We start from the raw sequence: 15,433 nt of genomic DNA, 5'->3' as shown, positions 1-15,433 counted from the left end.
GGGCGGGAGGGCGACAGGCCAGTCGGGAGCCGCCTGCCTGAGCGGATTACCGGCATAGGCTAGGTCGACCAGGCGGTATTCGAGGCCCTCGTAGAAGCGGTCGATCACGGAAACCCGGCTTCCGGCGTCAGCCGTCATGTCGAGGATGAGGTCGGCGCGCATCGCGGGCCCGAGCACGACCAGCCCGCCTTCCGGCGCATGCGGCTCCACTGGCTGCCCGTCCAGCGCAATGACGGCAGGCTGATGGTTCCCGAAGTCGAGGCCGAAAATGCGGGCGTTGGCGGCGTTGATCAGCCGCAGCCGGATGCGTTCTCCCTTTCGCACCTGAAAGACATCCGGCACGCGGCCATTGATCGTGACCGTGTTTCCGACCCGGCCGTTGTGCATCATGTCATGGCGGTTGCCGAAGTCTTCCCGCATCTCGGCGGTTTTGGTCAGCCGCCAGTCGGACAGCACCCATGTGACTTCGCGGTCGACCCGGATGGGATCGGCTTCCTCCACGATCAGCGGGCCGTAGAGGCCTCTGCCGACCTGCTCGAAACTGCGATGGTGCGGATGGTACCAGAAGGTGCCTGCGTCGACGGCATCGAACTCGTAGGCAAAGGTCTCGCCGGGCCAGATCGGCGCCTGCGTGAGGTGCGGCACGCCGTCCATCGCGTTCGGGACTCGCAAACCGTGCCAGTGCACCGTCGTCTCTTCGTTGAGTTTGTTCTCGACCGCCACCCGCAGGCGTTCTCCCTGGCGGATGCGAATTTCCGGACCGGGCAGGCTGCCGTCATAGCACCAGATGGGGGTATCGCCATGCGGCTCTGGCGCGATCTGGGCGCGTCCCGGTCCGGCGCGGATCCGGAACTCGCGAAGGCCTGCGGCGTCGGATCGCGGTGGAAGCACCACGCCCGCCGAAACGGCGGCGGCCGATGCGAGGAAGGTTCGACGCGTCAGCGCCGGCACACGTGGATAGGGCATTGGATCAACCATTCCGGAATAGGCTTTTTTGACGCGCGGACGTAGCCGGGCGCGTCGACGGGTCGGTCGCGAGCGGATGCCGCGGCCGTGTCAGCTCAGGAAGGTGGTTCGGGGAGGATAGGGCTCAGGCGGACCGGTGCGGCCGTCGGACGGTTCTCCGGGAGGCAAGGATACGATACCGGCGAAATGCGGCAGCTCGGCCGCGGCAGGCGTGCAGATCGCGACAAGCGAGGTAACGCAGAACTGGTCGCATGCCGACGTCTCACCGTCATCGCCGGGACAGTCCTGGCAGTCGGGCATGTCGCCGTCCATCTCAGCCATCGACATCTTCAGGGACATGTCCGTCAAAGCCGCGGCATGCGCCGCCGTGCCGAGGGCGAAGGCCGCGAGGAAGACGACTGCGAGGATGCGGACGAACCTGCTCATTGGGTAGACAGTAGTCCTGGCTCTGCGCCGTGTCCAGATTCGGTCGCAGGTGAACCATGACCGCCGCAAACGGATGCCGACGGGAGGCGATTTGTTGCAGGCTGCCTTGGAATGTCTGAATAGGTTCCGGAAATGGTCTGGCGTGAGATTATAACCGCCTTTGGTGCCATTGCGCTGGCTTCTGGACCGCGGCGCTAGTGAACCCGGCTTAACCCACTGCATCGTCGGCCGCTTCTTCATCTCGTTGGGCGCCTCGCCGGCATGCTGGAGGCCCTTCCACAGCCGCTTCCAACTCAGTGAAGGCGGCGCGGCTCCCGCAAAAGGAAACGCCGAGGTCGAGGCGCAGCTCGCAATTGCACGCTCCATGATCCGCGCCGGCCGGCCACTCTAGAATCATAACTAGCGGACTTCGCGTCTTAGGCTACTCGGAACCGCTTAATGCCGCCGGACAACATGATGACGAACGACATGCTCTGCCACATGACTGAGGGAGAACTTTCGGTCGTTCACAATAAAGGAAAGTTCACAGTCAAGAAGGGCGATGTTTGGGCCTGCGCTAAAGGCGCTACTACAGAAGGCACCCAGAACACGAGCACTGCGGTCGCGATCATGCGGGTCATCGATTTGATGCCCGCATGAGGTAAGCGATGGGTGGAAGTGCGGCTATGGCTGCCCTAAAGAGATGCCGGAGCGCGTATCTGTCGTGGTGGGGAACGTCCAACGACGGGCCGCCTTCCATCCCGGTCATTGTCGATCACCGGCTGATTGAGTTTTGACCCTAGTCCCTCGACAGCTGCTTGATCTGTTTTCTGATTTCCTTGGTATCGCCGCGCGAACCGATGGCGATGATCGCCAGTTGTTCGGCCAGTTCGCGGCGGCGGCGCAGCGGGCGAACAGCAGATCTCCCCGCGTCAAGCCGGCCCCGAGCATGCAGTCGACGACCGCCTGAAAGCCAGGCTGCATCGCCTCCTGGGAGGACTCGCCCGAGGGCTATCCCCAGACCCCGGCCTACAAATGGTGGAACTGGCACGACAGCTACGCCGCGGATCCGGCAGCCGACAAGAAGTGGGCCGAGGTTTCGGAGGCCGGAGAGGCGGCGTTCCGGGAGGCGAGCACGAAGCAATGAGCCAGACCTGTTCGGGTGCGATCGACGGGCGGCGACGGTTGGCCTGAGAGGCTCAGATCGCGCCGCCGCTACTCATGCGGACTTGACGATCGACAATGTGCGTTTGTAAGCGGCCGGTTTCGTGCGGAAATTGGCGGCGGGAGCAGGTCGGCCGACGTGAAAGCCCTGGATCTTATCGATGTCGAATTCGCGGATCAGGGCCAGCTGCTCGTCGGTTTCCACCCCTTCGACCAGGATTTTATGGCCGCGATTTCGCACCAGGGCAATGATGTCTTGCAGCATCGCCTTGCCCCTTGGGGTGCCGCAGTCATGCAGGAACGAGCGGTCGATCTTCACCATATCGAAATCGATGAGACGAAGCCATGAGAGGCCCGCGAAGCCCGTCCCGAAGTCGTCAAGCCATACCCTGACCCCCAGCAGCTTCAGGTCGCTGATGCAGCGCAGAACGTCGGAGTGCATCTCCATCTCCAGCCCTTCGGTGATTTCGAGGGCCAGCCTGCTGCCGGCGACGCCGGTCTCGCTCAAAATCGTCGCAACCGAAGCTGCGAAGCCGGGCGTCTTGAGCTGAATTGGAGAGACGTTGACGCTGACGACACGGACGTGATCGTCCGCCAAGAGCTCGGTGCACACTGTCCTTATGGCCCAGCGCCCGAGCTCCAGGACCGCGCCGGTTCGTTCCGCAACAGGAATGAACAGGCTCGGCGGAACCGATGTACCGTCCAGCATTTTGAGGCGCATCAGAGCCTCGACGGCTTCAACCCGGCCAGACGCCACGTTCTGGATCGGCTGGTAGACGAGTGAAACGAGATCCTGGCCGATCGCGATCTTCAGCAAAGCCGCAATGTTCTCGCTCTCGTCGCTGCTCTGGGGATCGTTTGGATCGAACAGCCAGGTACAATTGCGACCGCCTGCTTTCGCCAGATAGAGCGCACGATCGGCCTCGTGGACGATCTTCTCCAGCTTGGCGCCAGTCTGCGCCCTGGTGAAGGCAGCGCCGACGCTCACCGTCACCACCGAGGTGCCGTCTCTGCGCTGCTGGTGGGGAAGCGCGAGGTTCTCCACCGTGCTTCGAATGGCTTCGGCAAGACCTGCGACCTGTTCCCTTTTCTCCATGCGAGCCAGGACAATGAATTCTTCCCCGCCGTAGCGGCCGATTGAGCCATTGTGCTGCTTGATCATTTCGGCAAGGGCATTGGCGACAAGTATCAGGCAGCGATCGCCTTCCTGATGTCCGTAGTAGTCGTTGAACCTTTTGAAGAAGTCCACGTCGATGAGGATCGCCACAAAACCGCTGCCATGCCTTTGCCAGTCGCTCCAGTAGTCGCGCAGCTTCTCGTCGATCGCACGCCGATTCTCCAGACCGGTAAGCGGATCGGTTCTCGACAGATTCAAGAGCGCCTGTCCGCGCTCGGTGGCCTCCTTGTGCTGGATTTTAGCTTCCAAGGCGTTCAGGAAGACGTTGTAACGTTCCTCGTTTAACCTCCAGTTTACATACGACGTGAATATGAAGCACGAAATGTAAAAAATTCCTAGTACTATTTTGTATGTTAGCGTAGAAGGTACGAAATAGTTCACGGTGTATAGTACACACAAAATTATAGCAGAAGTTACGATGGATAGATTAAACCTGAATGTGAAGAAAAGATTGGCGCCCATCATGAAGATAGTACCGAAGACCATATAATAAGAGACGCTTTCCTTGTCCGCGGCCATAACCGCTGGGGACAACCAACCAACATAGCCAAAGATGATGGCTGCGGCGCAAGTCACGTCAATCCATTCCGTTCCGACCCCCCGGCGAAGTTGTGCTTCCAGGGTCAACAGCGCAGTCACTCCGACCGCGAAGCGCGCCGTGATCGTATAGAGTGCCACATCCGGAATCAGCAGCAGATCCGTTGCCGAAAACATGAGATAGATGGCGACGGCGATCCAAAGCCCCGGCCTGGCGTCCATCCTTCGCTTCGCCTGGCCTTCCTCCCAGTAGAGGCTGCGGAGTTCGTCGGACCGTCGCTCGTAGCGCCGCTCAAGCGGTTCCGCATGGGCCATATCGGCCAATGCGGATGACGCGTATTCGTTCGTCACCCTAAGCCCCATTTGAACGGGGCTTTGTATGCCGAACTCATTTCTAGCTTCTACCCCCACGCCGGCCGACTCCTCAGGCGCGACAGCGAATTGCGGCGCCTCGCAAGCAATATGCAGTCGCGCATATAGGTTTGGGTTAACTCGTATCTGGAATCCGACCCGCAAGGCGTCCAAAAAACCAGCATGGTTGGCGGGAATTTAACGACACCGCTAAAATGCCTGACATGTGTCTTGGCAAAGATAAAATTTTACGCAATATGTAACGATATCTAGTTAAATGTGATTATGGAGTTCTGCGGTGGCAACCATCCTCGATGGCAAAAGTTTGATTACTGCCGAGATGATCGCCGCCAGTCTCCCTCAAAAAAAGCTCGAGCCTCATAGCGAAGCGTTCGAAACCGCTCGCGTCGAGCTTGCGCTCATTCTCCACACCACACACCAGCAAATCGAGCAACGAAAGGACCCCGCCGAGATCATTCGTCGTGTGACGTCGTACCTCAGCGCGACGCGTTCCAAGGTTCATCCCGACGTCTGGCAGGCATTGATACCGGTGGTGCAGAACCACCCGGTCCTGGAGTACTTTCTTGAGGATCCGCTCACGCGGTGGTCCCATGACAAGCCCAGAGGTTATTCCGGCGACGCGCAGTTGCTCGACTACATCTATTGCGATCCGCACGTGGCGGAGAGCGTGGCAAACGCCTCGGAGATCGGCAAGGCGCTCTACATGCATACCAAGGATGTGCCGTCGTCCATCGCGGCACGGGAACGGCGTGATCTTCTGACCCGCTATGTCGATAAGATTGCGACCAGGAATGGACCGCAAACCGAGGTCCTGGCGATTGCGGCCGGCCATTTAAGGGAGGCCAATCGCTCGGCCGCATTACAGGAGGGCCGTCTCAAACGCTGGGTTGCACTCGATCAGGACCCTCAGAGCGTTGGATTGATCACGCGCGACTTTCAGGGCACTGCGGTAGAGGCGATCGACGGCTCGGTGCGAACCGTGCTCACGCGGGGCCACAAGCTTGGCAAGTTCGACTTCATCTACGCCTCCGGCCTTTACGACTACCTTGCGCACAACGTCGCCGTGAAGCTCACGAAAACCTGCCTGCAGATGTTGAAGCCGAACGGGACCTTCCTGTTTGCGAACTACGCAGAAGGCAACCCTGACGCCGGGTATTGGGAGACGTTCATGAACTGGGTGTTGCTGCTGCGGTCGGAGGCCGATATGTGGAACATCATCAATGCCAGCGTCGATCGAAACACCGTCGAGGCGCAGGTGTTCTTTGGCGAGAACCGCAACGTCCTGTACGGCGTCATCGAAAAGCGCGGATAGCGACCGCCTTGGGCTGCAAGCTTGTCGGCGGTTGGCGGCAGCCAGTCCGATTGCGTTTAATCTTCGAACGCTGCCCTTAACGTCTCGAATGGCGCCAGCGCGCCGCGCACCTCGACGACTGCGGCGGCGACGCGATGCGCGCGCAGCACCGCCGCGGTCGGGGCATCGCCGGCAATCCGGGCGGCGAGATAGGCGCCATTGAAGGAATCGCCGGCGCCGGTGGTGTCGACCGGGGCGGCGACATGCACGGCCGGAACGGGTTGCGGGGTCCCGTTTGCGGCGATCAGCGCCGGCTCCTCGCCGTTCTTGATGACGATTTCGGCGACCAGCCTTCCCAGCCGTTCCGCGGTTGCCTGCGGCGCTGCGTCGCCGAACAGCATCTGCTCGTCGGGAAAGGTCGGCAGCGCGATGTCAGAGACTGCCAGCGCATCGAGGATCGCGGTCTGTGCTTCCTCGCGCCGGCGCCACAGCCGCGGCCGATAATTGGGATCGAAGGCGACAAGCGAGCCGTCGGCGCGCGCCTTGGCCACCGCCGCCAAAAGTGTCTTGCGCGCGGCGTCGTCCAGAATTGCCAAAGTGATTCCGGAAAAGTAAACAAGCGTCTGATTTTCAAGGCTTTTCGCCAAAGCGGCCGCGTCGGAGGCAAGCTGCCTCGCGGCGGCGTCGCCGCGCCAGTAGGTGAAGGAGCGTTCGGCGCCGGTCAGCGTGATTGCATAGAGGCCGGGCCGTGCGCCTGGTATAATCGGGCTGGCGCCGATGCCGATGCCGTTTTGCGCGAAGAAATCGATCTGGTCGCGGGAGAACGGGTCGTCGCCGAAGGCCGACACATAGGTTGCCGGCCGGTCGCCGCTCAGCGCATGCAACGCCCACAGCGTATTAAACGTGTCGCCGGCAAAGCCCATGCGCCAGTTCGGCCCGGCCTGGCCTGAAAGCTCGAGCATGCATTCACCGATCGAGGCGACGCCGTTTCCTGCCATGTATCTCTCTCCCGGTGCATGTCGCCCACAGCTTGCGCAGCGGTTTTGGGATAACGACATGCACAAACCAAGATCCGGTGCTGTAGCTTTTTGCGGGCGCCAGCGCCATGCTTGGCGGCAGCGGATTTTGCGCCGGCGGCGTTTTCTCAGCTGCGCGGCGGGACGCGATCCGCTCAGTGAGACGTTATTTCTGGAAGAGGAACCGGTTTGGCATCGTTATGGCGCTACGTTCTGGCAGGTCTTGGTCTGGCTGCCTTGCTGGCCGGCATTCTCGCCGCCGTCTTTGTGACCGCGCCGCAAGCGCCTCGGCTCGCCGGCTCCGAGATTGCCCGTTCGAAAGAGACGGCGAACGGCCTGTTTTTAGCCAGTTTCGAGCCGGAGCGGGGCGTTGTCCGTCAGGGCGAGCTGCAATCCTGGCTGCTGACCCTGAAGACAAATGCGGGCACCCCGGTGGAGGGCGCTGCGATCTCGATATCCGGCGGCATGCCGCAGCACAGGCACGGTCTGCCGACCAGCCCGCATGCGACCGATTATCTGGGCGATGGCCGCTATCGCATCGGCGGGGTGAAATTCACAATGAGCGGATTGTGGCAACTGCATTTCGCCATTTCGGCGGCGGCCGGATCCGACACGGTGGTCTTCAATGTGTTGCTCTGAGCGCTGGAGCAAGATGAACCGCTTTCCGCGACTTTTCGCGCTGCTGGCGATGGCTGTGCTTGCCGGGTGCGGCAAGCCTGAGTTTTCCGATGCCGAAAAGAAGACCATCGCCTCGCTGGCGCTGTCAGCCCTGCCGCCGCTGAAAACCGACACCACCAACCGCTTCGCCGACGTGCCGGCTGCCGCCGCGCTCGGCGCGACGCTGTTCTTCGACGCCGGGATGAGCGGCGACGGCAAGGTTTCCTGTGCGACCTGCCACAAGATCGACCGACAGTTCCAGGACGATCTGCCGCGAGCGGTCGGTGTCGGCCGCACCAACCGGCGCACCATGCCGCTGGCCGGCGTTGCGCATGACGCATGGTTCTTCTGGGACGGGCGGCGCGACAGTCTCTGGGCGCAGGCGCTGGCGCCGCTGGAAAATCCGCTGGAGCAGGCCGGCAACCGCGCCGCCTACGCGCATTACATCAAGGCGCGATTCGGCGAGCGCTACGAGCGCATCTTCGGGCCGCTGCCAGATCTTTCAAATGTGCCGGCCAATGCCAGTCCGCTCGGCGGCGATGCCGAGAAGGCTGCCTGGAATGCCATGTCCGGTGCGCAAGCCGAGGACGTCAACCGCGTCTTCGCCAATATCGGCAAGGCGATCGCCGCCTTCGAGCGATCGATTGCGCCACCGCAGACGCGCTTCGACCGGTTCGCTGCCGCTTTGGATACCGGTATACAGGCGCCGCAAGGCGACGATGCCTTGTCGCCCGAAGAAATCCTCGGGCTAAAGCTGTTCATCGGCAAGGCCAATTGCGTGACCTGCCATAACGGGCCGCGTTTTACGGACGGCGGTTTTCACAATACCGGCGTGCCGTCGGTGGCGAACCTGCCGCCGGATCGCGGCCGCATAGATGCGGTACGCCAAGTCGAGGCCGATCCGTTCAACTGTTTCGGCGCGTTTCGCGATGGTGGCGCCAGCGCCTGCGGCGAGCTGCGCTTCATGGTCAAGGCCGGGCCGGAACTCGTCCGCGCCTACAAGACGCCGTCGCTGCGCGGCGCCGCCACCCGTGCGCCCTACATGCATGCCGGGCAGTTTTCCTCGCTCGAGGAGGTTGTGGCGCATTATTCGAAGGCGCCTGCCAGTGTCGAGGGCGTATCCGAGATCCACCCGCTGCAGCTTTCGGACGGCGAGCGCGCGGCGCTGGTGGCGTTCTTGAAGACGCTGGCGGAGTGAGGGACCAGCTGCTCGGTAGCGATCCTTCGCGCCCCCCTCTGTCCTGCCGGACATCTCCCCCACGAGTGGGGAGATTGGCTGCCCCTCGGCTTTCGCCAATTTTCAACATTCAAGAAAAGGGGCACTGTCGCCGAAGCCGCCGATCTCCCCCAAGTGGGGAGATGTCCGGCAGGACAGAGGGGGCGCTGTCCCGCCGACGTCAATGCATCAGCGCTTTACTACCGGTCCTTGACCGTCTCCATCGCCACGAAGGTCGAGGTCTGGGCGACGTGGGGCAGGGCGGAGATGCGCTCGCCGAGCACGCGGCGGTAGGCGGCGATGTCGGTGGTGCGGACTTTCAGCAGATAATCGAAGCTCGACGCCATCATGTGGCATTGCTCGATCTCCGGCACCGCCTGCACGGCGCGGTTGAAGGCGTCGAGCGCGGCCGAGCGGGTGTCCGACAGTTTCACCTGGACGAAGGCGACATGGCCTTCGCCCATTCGCTCACGGTCGACGATCGCCTGGTAGCCTCGGATGATGCCGTCCTTTTCCAGCCGCTTGACCCGCGCCTGCACCGGCGTCTTCGACAGGCCGACCTTTGCCGCGAGTTCCGACATCGAAAGCCGGCCGTCGCTGCCCAGCGCCGAAAGGATGTTCCTGTCGATGCGGTCCAATTGGTCTTCTGTCATCAAATATCTGGTCAAATTGGAGGAAATCCGCCCGAATGATAGATCAATCGACCTCTCCTGTCGATTTCTTTGGACCGATCGAAACCACGCTTTGTGCTAGCTTGCGTCATTCGGTCCGGTGACCGCCGGACCGCTCACTGATGCTCGCTCCACAGGACCGTCATGCCAGCGCTCGAAGCCATCCGCCAGCAGATCCGTGCCAATTACTTGCCTGACGAAGACGAGGCCGTGAAGCGGTTGGCCGAGGCGACGGGCCTTTCGACGAAAGAGCGCAAGGCAATCTCTGCCCGCGCCGCCGATCTGGTGCGGGCGGTGCGCGGCTCGTCCGATCCGCGGCTGATGGAAGTCTTTTTGTCCGCTTACGGCCTGTCCACCAAGGAGGGCGTCGCGCTGATGTGCCTGGCCGAAGCGCTGCTGCGGGTGCCGGACACCGAGACGATGGACGACCTCATCGCCGACAAGATCGCGCCGCACGACTGGTCGGCGCATTCGGGCGGCTCGAGCTCGATCTTCGTCAATGCGTCGACCTGGGCGCTGATGCTGACCGGCCGGGTGCTCGATGAAGGCGAGGACGGCATCGAAGGCACACTGCGCGCCATGGTGCGCCGGCTGGGCGAGCCGGTCATCCGCAGGGCGGTCGCCGCCGCCATGCGCGAAATGGGCGAGCAGTTCGTGCTCGGCCGCACGATTGCCGAGGCCGTCAAGCGCGGCCGGCCGATGACCCAGAAAGGCTATCTCTATTCCTTCGACATGCTGGGCGAAGCGGCTCGCACCGAGGCCGACGCACTGCGCTATCTCAAGGCCTATGCCGACGCCATCTCGTCGCTCGATGCCGGCGCCAACGGCCCCGACATCCGCCAGAATCACGGCATCTCGGTCAAGCTGTCGGCGCTGCATCCGCGCTACGAGGCGACGCAGAAGGAAAAGATGCTGCCTGTGATGGCCGAGCGGCTTTTGTCGCTGGCGCTGGCGGCGCGCCATTCGCGCATGGGCCTCAACATCGACGCCGAGGAGGCCGACCGCCTCGAGCTGTCGCTCGAAATCATCGAGCGGGTGCTGGCCGAGCCGGAGCTTGCCGGCTGGAACGGCTTTGGCGTCGTCGTCCAGGCCTACGGTCCACGCGCCGCCTTCGTCATCGACTGGCTCTATGCGCTGGCGAAGAAGCACGACCGCACCATCATGGTGCGGCTGGTCAAGGGCGCTTATTGGGACACCGAGATCAAGCGGGCGCAGGCGCTCGGGCTCGACGGCTATCCGGTGTTCACCCGCAAGGCCAACACCGATGTGTCCTATCTGGCCTGCGCGAAAAAGCTGCTGTCGATGACCGACCGCATCTATCCGCAATTCGCCACCCACAACGCCCACACCGTCGCCGCCGTCCTGTCGATGGCCGGCGATCGCGACTCCTTCGAGTTCCAGCGCCTGCACGGCATGGGCGAGGCGTTGCACGAGACGGTGCGGCGGGCCGAGGGCACGCGCTGCCGCATCTATGCGCCGGTCGGCGCGCATTCCGACCTGCTTGCCTATCTGGTCCGCCGGCTGCTCGAAAACGGCGCCAACTCCTCCTTCGTCCACCAACTCACCGACGAGGAGGTCGAGCCGGAGGATATTGCCCGCGACCCGCTCGAAACCGTCGAGAAACAGAGGCCGGCCGCCAATCCGGCGATTCCCAGCCCGTCGGCGATCTTCGGTGCTGCCCGCCGCAATTCGAAGGGGTTCGACATCACCGATCCGGTGACGCTGGCCGCGATCGACAAGGCCAGGGCTGAATTCGCCGGGCCGGACCGCTGGCACGCCAGGCCGATCACCCGTGCCGCCGGCTACGGCAATCAGCGTCCGGTGGTCAATCCGGCAAAGCCCGAGGAAGTGGTCGGCACGGTCAGCGAGGCTACCGCCAAACAAGTTGCGACCGCCATGCGCATCGCCATGGAGGCGCAACCGGCCTGGGCGAAGCGCGCCGTCGCCGAGCGCGCCGCCATCCTCAACCGCGCGGCCGACCTCTATGAGGCCAACGCCATCGAATTCTTCGCGCTCGCCACACGCGAGGCCGGCAAATCCCTGGCCGACGGCGTCGCTGAGGTGCGCGAGGCGGTCGATTTCCTGCGCTATTACGCGACCGAGGCGGCCAATGCCGAAACGGGAACCGACGCGCGCGGCGTGATCGCGTGCATCTCGCCATGGAATTTTCCGCTCGCCATCTTCACCGGCCAGATTGCGGCAGCACTCGTCACCGGCAATTCGGTCATCGCCAAGCCGGCCGAGCAAACGCCGCTGATTGCCTTCCGCGCGGTCGAATTGCTGCGCGAGGCCGGCGTGCCGGAAGATGTCATCCAGCTTCTGCCTGGCGACGGCCCCTCGGTCGGCGGCCCGCTGACCGCCGACCCGCGCATCGCCGGCGTCTGCTTCACCGGCTCGACCGAGGTCGCCAAGCTGATCGAAAAGCAACTGGCCGAGACCGCCGCGCCCGACGCCATGCTGATCGCCGAGACCGGCGGGTTGAATGCGATGATCGTCGATTCCACTGCGCTGCCCGAGCAGGCGGTGCGCGACATCCTGGCCTCGGCTTTCCAGAGCGCCGGCCAGCGCTGCTCGGCGCTGCGCGTGCTCTACGTGCAGAAGGACGTCGAGAAGAAGATGCTGGACATGCTGAAAGGCGCGATGGAAGCGCTCAGCCTCGGCGATCCCTGGCGGATCTCGACCGATGTCGGGCCAGTCATCGACGAGGAGGCACAAAAATCGATCCGCGACTATTGCACTGAGATGGGCCTGCAAGGCCGGCTGATCGCCAAGCTCGAAGCGCCGAAGGATGGCCGCTTCGTGGCGCCGCATGTCTTTCGGGTCAAGGGCATCGAGGACATCGAGCGCGAGGTGTTCGGGCCGGTGCTGCATGTCGCCAGCTTCGACGCCGACGATATCGACGGGGTCATCGCCGCGATCAACCGCAAGGGTTATGGCCTGACCTTCGGCCTGCACACCCGCATCGAAGGCCGCGCCCAGCATTTCGTCGACGGCATCCATGCCGGCAACATCTATGTCAACCGCAACCAGATCGGCGCCGTGGTCGGCTCGCAGCCGTTCGGCGGCGAAGGACTTTCCGGCACCGGACCGAAGGCCGGCGGGCCGCACTATCTCAGGCGGTTCCGCAAGGGGCCGCAGGCGGGCACGCCTGTTCTTGACGGCCGCAAGGTGACGGCGACCGAACTTGCCGACAATCTGCCGGACCCGACGCTTGGCGGCTGGTCGACGCGGGCGGACCGGGTGGCGGTGCTGAGGAAGCATTTGCGCGGCAAGGGTGCCGTGGCCATCGGTGCTGCCGCAAGCATCGATTTCGGCCAGGTCGATTTGCCCGGGCCGACCGGCGAGGCCAACACGCTGTCGCTGTCGCCGCGCGGCCGCGTGCTGTGCCTGGGACCGGACGCCGACACGCTGCTTGCCCAGACCATCCAGGCGCTCGCCGCCGGCAATGCGGTGCTGGCCGTCGCGCCGGGTGCGCCGGCAGCACTGTCATCACTGACCGGCAAAGGCCTGCCGCTGGCGGCCATTGACGGCCGGCCCGACCCGGTCGAGGCACGCGCGCTGCGTGTCGACGTCGTTGCCTTTTCCGGCACGCCCGAGGCCGCTCGCATCGTGCGGAAGGTGATCGCCGACCGCGCCGGCGCGATCGTGCCGCTGGTCAGCGAAGTGCTCAATCCGGCCGCCTACGCGCATGAGCGCGCCGTCTGCGTCGACACCACGGCTGCCGGCGGCAATGCCAGCCTGCTGGCCGCGGCGTAGGATTCCGCTATACTTTTCGTTGCTCTTAGGCATCGTGGCAATCACCTCAGGTCGGCGCCGCCCCTCACCCTTACCCTCTCCCCGTGAAGGACGGGGAGAGGGGGGCGCCAGCGTCGCGTCCAAGCCCCTTCTCCCCGTTATTCACGGGGAGAAGGTCCCGGCAGGGGGTTGAGGGGCGGCGCCGAGATCGGCGATTGGCTTGACGCGATTGACGGCGCGGAAGCTTCACGTTCTTCGGGCACGCAGCCGAATTTCATCAGCGCACCGGGTCGGCTGCGGGCGAGGCCATGTCACGCGCCCTCGACGACCGAAAAGCCCTCGAACTGCGGATGGCCGAGATAGTGCACCTTGGTGGAGCCGGCGTTGCGGTGCGCGGCGCGGAAGTTCTCGGATTTGGTCCAGGCGACGAAATCCTCATGGCTCGCCCACACCGTGTGCGAAGCGAACAGCGTGTAGCCTTCGGCCTCGTTGACCGGACCACGCAGCAGATGAAATTCCTTGAAACCTTTCATTTCGGACAGGCTGGAATCACGGTTCTTCCAGATGTCCTCGAAAGCGGCTTCCGAGCCATTCTGGACCTTGAAGCGATTCATGGCGATGTACATTGGCCGTCCTTTCGTGACTGCAGTTTATGATTTGTGTTGGAATGCCTGAAACGATGAGGCGAAGGCTGTTAAAATGGACCGATCCGCGCTTTAAACACCCAACTTGACTTGCCGGTTTCGCTTGGAATGGGAGGGAACGGCGCTTGCTTGCGCACCAGTGTTAAAGCGAATTGGTCAAGCTCCGCAGAACCTGAGCTTTCGGCAAGCTGTATATCGCTGATGCTGCCGTCGGCCATGACAACGAAAACGACCCTGGCATTGTTGCGAGCGCTCGCCTGTATCGCTTTCGAAACATGACGGTTGGCGCGGGCAAGCTTCTTCTGGACTTCACCGCTGTAGCCGGATTCGATCGCGTTGCCTGCCGCTGCCTGCTCCTTGCCCTTGCTGGCAGCCACCGCGTCGCGTTCCTCGCCATCCGCGGCGCCGCGGACCTCCTTGGTTTCGCCGGCTCCGACAGGACCTGGTGTAGCGCTCGGCCTTGGTGTCGGGATCGGCGGCTGTCCGACATCGGCAGGAGGCGCCTCGGTGCTTTGCGCCGGAGCAGCCGGCTCTGCCGGCGTTTCGATCTTCGGAGCCACGCTCTGCTCGTCCAGGCTTGGGGTGTCGGCCATCATGTCTGGCGGGGCCGTGGATTGCTCGACAATCTGCGGCAAGGGCGCGGGGGGTTGCGCGGCCATTTCCCTGATCGGCCGGTCCCCGGTGGGCCGGTCGGCAGGCGGCTCTGGCTTGATCTGGGGCTTGACCTCAGGCTTGGCCGGCCGCGGGTCGGGCACCAGGGTGACGTTCATCGCGCCCGGCACCTTACCATTCAAGGCGCTGCCGACCACGTTGGGGCCGGTTTGATCGGCGCCTTCCATCTCGATTGCGTCCCCGGCATCAAACGTGCCGGCAGGTGCGAAGAGAAAAGCGGCCGTCACCGCGGCATGAAACAGGCAGGAGGCGACGATCGCCGCCGTCCATTTGCGGCTCATGGCTGACGGTCGGGCCGGCGCAAGCGGTCCGGTCGGCGCAATCGCCAGTTCGCCATCGGCGTCGGGGAGGGGACTGATGTTCTGCATGGCTCGCGGCGAGACCTGCCGCAACCGGCGCGGACTTGTCAAATCAACATCATTTGCCCCCAGCGGCAACAGGTCGGCCAGCGCGGGCTGCCTTCTCAGACCCCGAAGGCGATGCCGGTCTTGGTCTCGGTCTTCAGTCCACGCATGCAAGCGTCCGGCTGGATGCCGGTGCCGGCGCATTCAGTCGAGCTGTTGATCAGCACGCGGCTGACCTTGGCGCAGTCGGCGCCGGCAAGATCGAAACGCGTCACCTTGGTCTTGCCCGCCGGCAGGTCCTTGAAGTCGAGCACCGTCAGCCGGTCGACGACGCCGGCCTCGTTGAACAGCGCGATCTCGAACGCCGCTTTCGAGAGGTCGGCGCCGAGCGTGTTGTTGACCACGAACGTCAGACGGCAGCCTTTTTCGGAGGCCTGCGCGCCATTGAGCTCAAGCGTGAGAGCAGGGGCCGGCGCAGACTGTTGCGCCCACGCCGGACCCATCGCAAGCGGCATGGCCAGCACCGAGGTCAGCAGGCGAAGCGGTGCCGTCAAGCTTGTCATTGT

Annotated in this window: 13 protein-coding genes and 1 pseudogene; 6 read left to right on the top strand and 8 right to left on the bottom strand. The window is 63.5% G+C overall.

Annotated elements, in window-relative coordinates; translation table 11 throughout:
• Together AC0L2C_RS32070 and AC0L2C_RS32065 are read right to left on the bottom strand one after the other, a co-directional pair.
• On the bottom strand, positions 1-966 hold a 966-nt coding region (locus AC0L2C_RS32070), incomplete at its 3' end, for a multicopper oxidase family protein (protein WP_473525334.1).
• Positions 967-1,056: 90 nt separating this feature from the next.
• Complete coding sequence (locus tag AC0L2C_RS32065; protein ID WP_023803574.1) at positions 1,057-1,392, bottom strand: hypothetical protein; 336 nt, start codon at positions 1,390-1,392, stop codon at positions 1,057-1,059.
• 438 nt (positions 1,393-1,830) lie between these two features.
• Between AC0L2C_RS32065 and AC0L2C_RS32060 the strand changes: the two genes are divergently transcribed.
• Together AC0L2C_RS32060 and AC0L2C_RS32055 are read left to right on the top strand one after the other, a co-directional pair.
• Positions 1,831-2,031: a hypothetical protein gene (locus AC0L2C_RS32060; protein ID WP_287240681.1), complete on the top strand. Its 201-nt coding sequence runs from the start codon at positions 1,831-1,833 to the stop codon at positions 2,029-2,031.
• Between the two features lie 331 nt (positions 2,032-2,362).
• A pseudogene (locus AC0L2C_RS32055) lies at positions 2,363-2,518 on the top strand (DUF899 domain-containing protein); the annotation flags it as partial.
• A 72-nt stretch (positions 2,519-2,590) separates the two neighbouring features.
• On the opposite strand, the gene AC0L2C_RS32050 reads toward AC0L2C_RS32055, so the two are convergent.
• A complete protein-coding gene (locus tag AC0L2C_RS32050; protein WP_128176810.1) occupies positions 2,591-4,612 on the bottom strand; it encodes a putative bifunctional diguanylate cyclase/phosphodiesterase in 2,022 nt (673 codons plus the stop codon).
• A 286-nt stretch (positions 4,613-4,898) separates the two neighbouring features.
• Between AC0L2C_RS32050 and AC0L2C_RS32045 the strand changes: the two genes are divergently transcribed.
• Positions 4,899-5,933, top strand: coding sequence for a class I SAM-dependent methyltransferase (locus AC0L2C_RS32045; protein ID WP_128166787.1), 1,035 nt, complete (start codon positions 4,899-4,901; stop codon positions 5,931-5,933).
• A gap of 56 nt (positions 5,934-5,989) precedes the next feature.
• Here AC0L2C_RS32045 and AC0L2C_RS32040 read toward each other — a convergent pair whose 3' ends face one another.
• Positions 5,990-6,910, bottom strand: coding sequence for a sugar kinase (locus AC0L2C_RS32040; protein WP_473525333.1), 921 nt, complete (start codon positions 6,908-6,910; stop codon positions 5,990-5,992).
• Positions 6,911-7,117: 207 nt separating this feature from the next.
• On the opposite strand from AC0L2C_RS32040, the gene AC0L2C_RS32035 reads away from it, so the two are divergent.
• Both AC0L2C_RS32035 and AC0L2C_RS32030 read left to right on the top strand, forming a co-directional pair.
• Complete coding sequence (locus tag AC0L2C_RS32035; protein ID WP_128246855.1) at positions 7,118-7,567, top strand: FixH family protein; 450 nt, start codon at positions 7,118-7,120, stop codon at positions 7,565-7,567.
• Between the two features lie 13 nt (positions 7,568-7,580).
• Positions 7,581-8,783, top strand: a complete 1,203-nt coding sequence (locus tag AC0L2C_RS32030) for a cytochrome-c peroxidase (RefSeq protein WP_287240676.1) — start codon at positions 7,581-7,583, stop codon at positions 8,781-8,783.
• 218 nt (positions 8,784-9,001) lie between these two features.
• Here AC0L2C_RS32030 and AC0L2C_RS32025 read toward each other — a convergent pair whose 3' ends face one another.
• On the bottom strand, positions 9,002-9,454 hold the full coding sequence (locus AC0L2C_RS32025; protein ID WP_023803583.1) for an Lrp/AsnC family transcriptional regulator: 453 nt from the start codon (positions 9,452-9,454) through the stop codon (positions 9,002-9,004).
• Positions 9,455-9,616: 162 nt separating this feature from the next.
• Between AC0L2C_RS32025 and putA the strand changes: the two genes are divergently transcribed.
• A complete protein-coding gene (putA, locus tag AC0L2C_RS32020; protein WP_473525332.1) occupies positions 9,617-13,228 on the top strand; it encodes a bifunctional proline dehydrogenase/L-glutamate gamma-semialdehyde dehydrogenase PutA in 3,612 nt (1,203 codons plus the stop codon).
• 290 nt (positions 13,229-13,518) lie between these two features.
• Here the strand turns inward: putA and hmuQ are convergent, their stop codons facing one another.
• From hmuQ to AC0L2C_RS32005, 3 genes are all read right to left on the bottom strand, one after another.
• Positions 13,519-13,833, bottom strand: coding sequence for a heme-degrading protein HmuQ (hmuQ, locus tag AC0L2C_RS32015; protein ID WP_128176755.1), 315 nt, complete (start codon positions 13,831-13,833; stop codon positions 13,519-13,521).
• A gap of 68 nt (positions 13,834-13,901) precedes the next feature.
• Positions 13,902-14,933 (bottom strand): energy transducer TonB family protein, encoded by a 1,032-nt coding sequence (locus AC0L2C_RS32010; RefSeq protein WP_473525331.1) that lies wholly within the window; start codon positions 14,931-14,933, stop codon positions 13,902-13,904.
• A 53-nt stretch (positions 14,934-14,986) separates the two neighbouring features.
• A complete protein-coding gene (locus tag AC0L2C_RS32005; RefSeq protein WP_473525330.1) occupies positions 14,987-15,430 on the bottom strand; it encodes a hypothetical protein in 444 nt (147 codons plus the stop codon).
• Positions 15,431-15,433 lie beyond the last annotated feature (3 nt).

It is taken from the genome of Mesorhizobium sp. WSM4845 (assembly GCF_055811455.1).
This window is presented reverse-complemented; position numbering and strand designations above follow the sequence as displayed.

Coding starts and splice junctions, on each gene's coding strand:
- putA (WP_473525332.1), top strand. CDS start 9,617: ATGCCAGCGCTCGAAGCCATCCGCCAGCAGATCCGTGCCAATTACTTG.
- AC0L2C_RS32065 (WP_023803574.1), bottom strand. CDS start 1,392: ATGAGCAGGTTCGTCCGCATCCTCGCAGTCGTCTTCCTCGCGGCCTTC.
- AC0L2C_RS32025 (WP_023803583.1), bottom strand. CDS start 9,454: ATGACAGAAGACCAATTGGACCGCATCGACAGGAACATCCTTTCGGCG.
- AC0L2C_RS32050 (WP_128176810.1), bottom strand. CDS start 4,612: ATGGGGCTTAGGGTGACGAACGAATACGCGTCATCCGCATTGGCCGAT.
- AC0L2C_RS32060 (WP_287240681.1), top strand. CDS start 1,831: ATGCCGCCGGACAACATGATGACGAACGACATGCTCTGCCACATGACT.
- AC0L2C_RS32040 (WP_473525333.1), bottom strand. CDS start 6,910: ATGGCAGGAAACGGCGTCGCCTCGATCGGTGAATGCATGCTCGAGCTT.
- AC0L2C_RS32005 (WP_473525330.1), bottom strand. CDS start 15,430: ATGACAAGCTTGACGGCACCGCTTCGCCTGCTGACCTCGGTGCTGGCC.
- hmuQ (WP_128176755.1), bottom strand. CDS start 13,833: ATGTACATCGCCATGAATCGCTTCAAGGTCCAGAATGGCTCGGAAGCC.
- AC0L2C_RS32030 (WP_287240676.1), top strand. CDS start 7,581: ATGAACCGCTTTCCGCGACTTTTCGCGCTGCTGGCGATGGCTGTGCTT.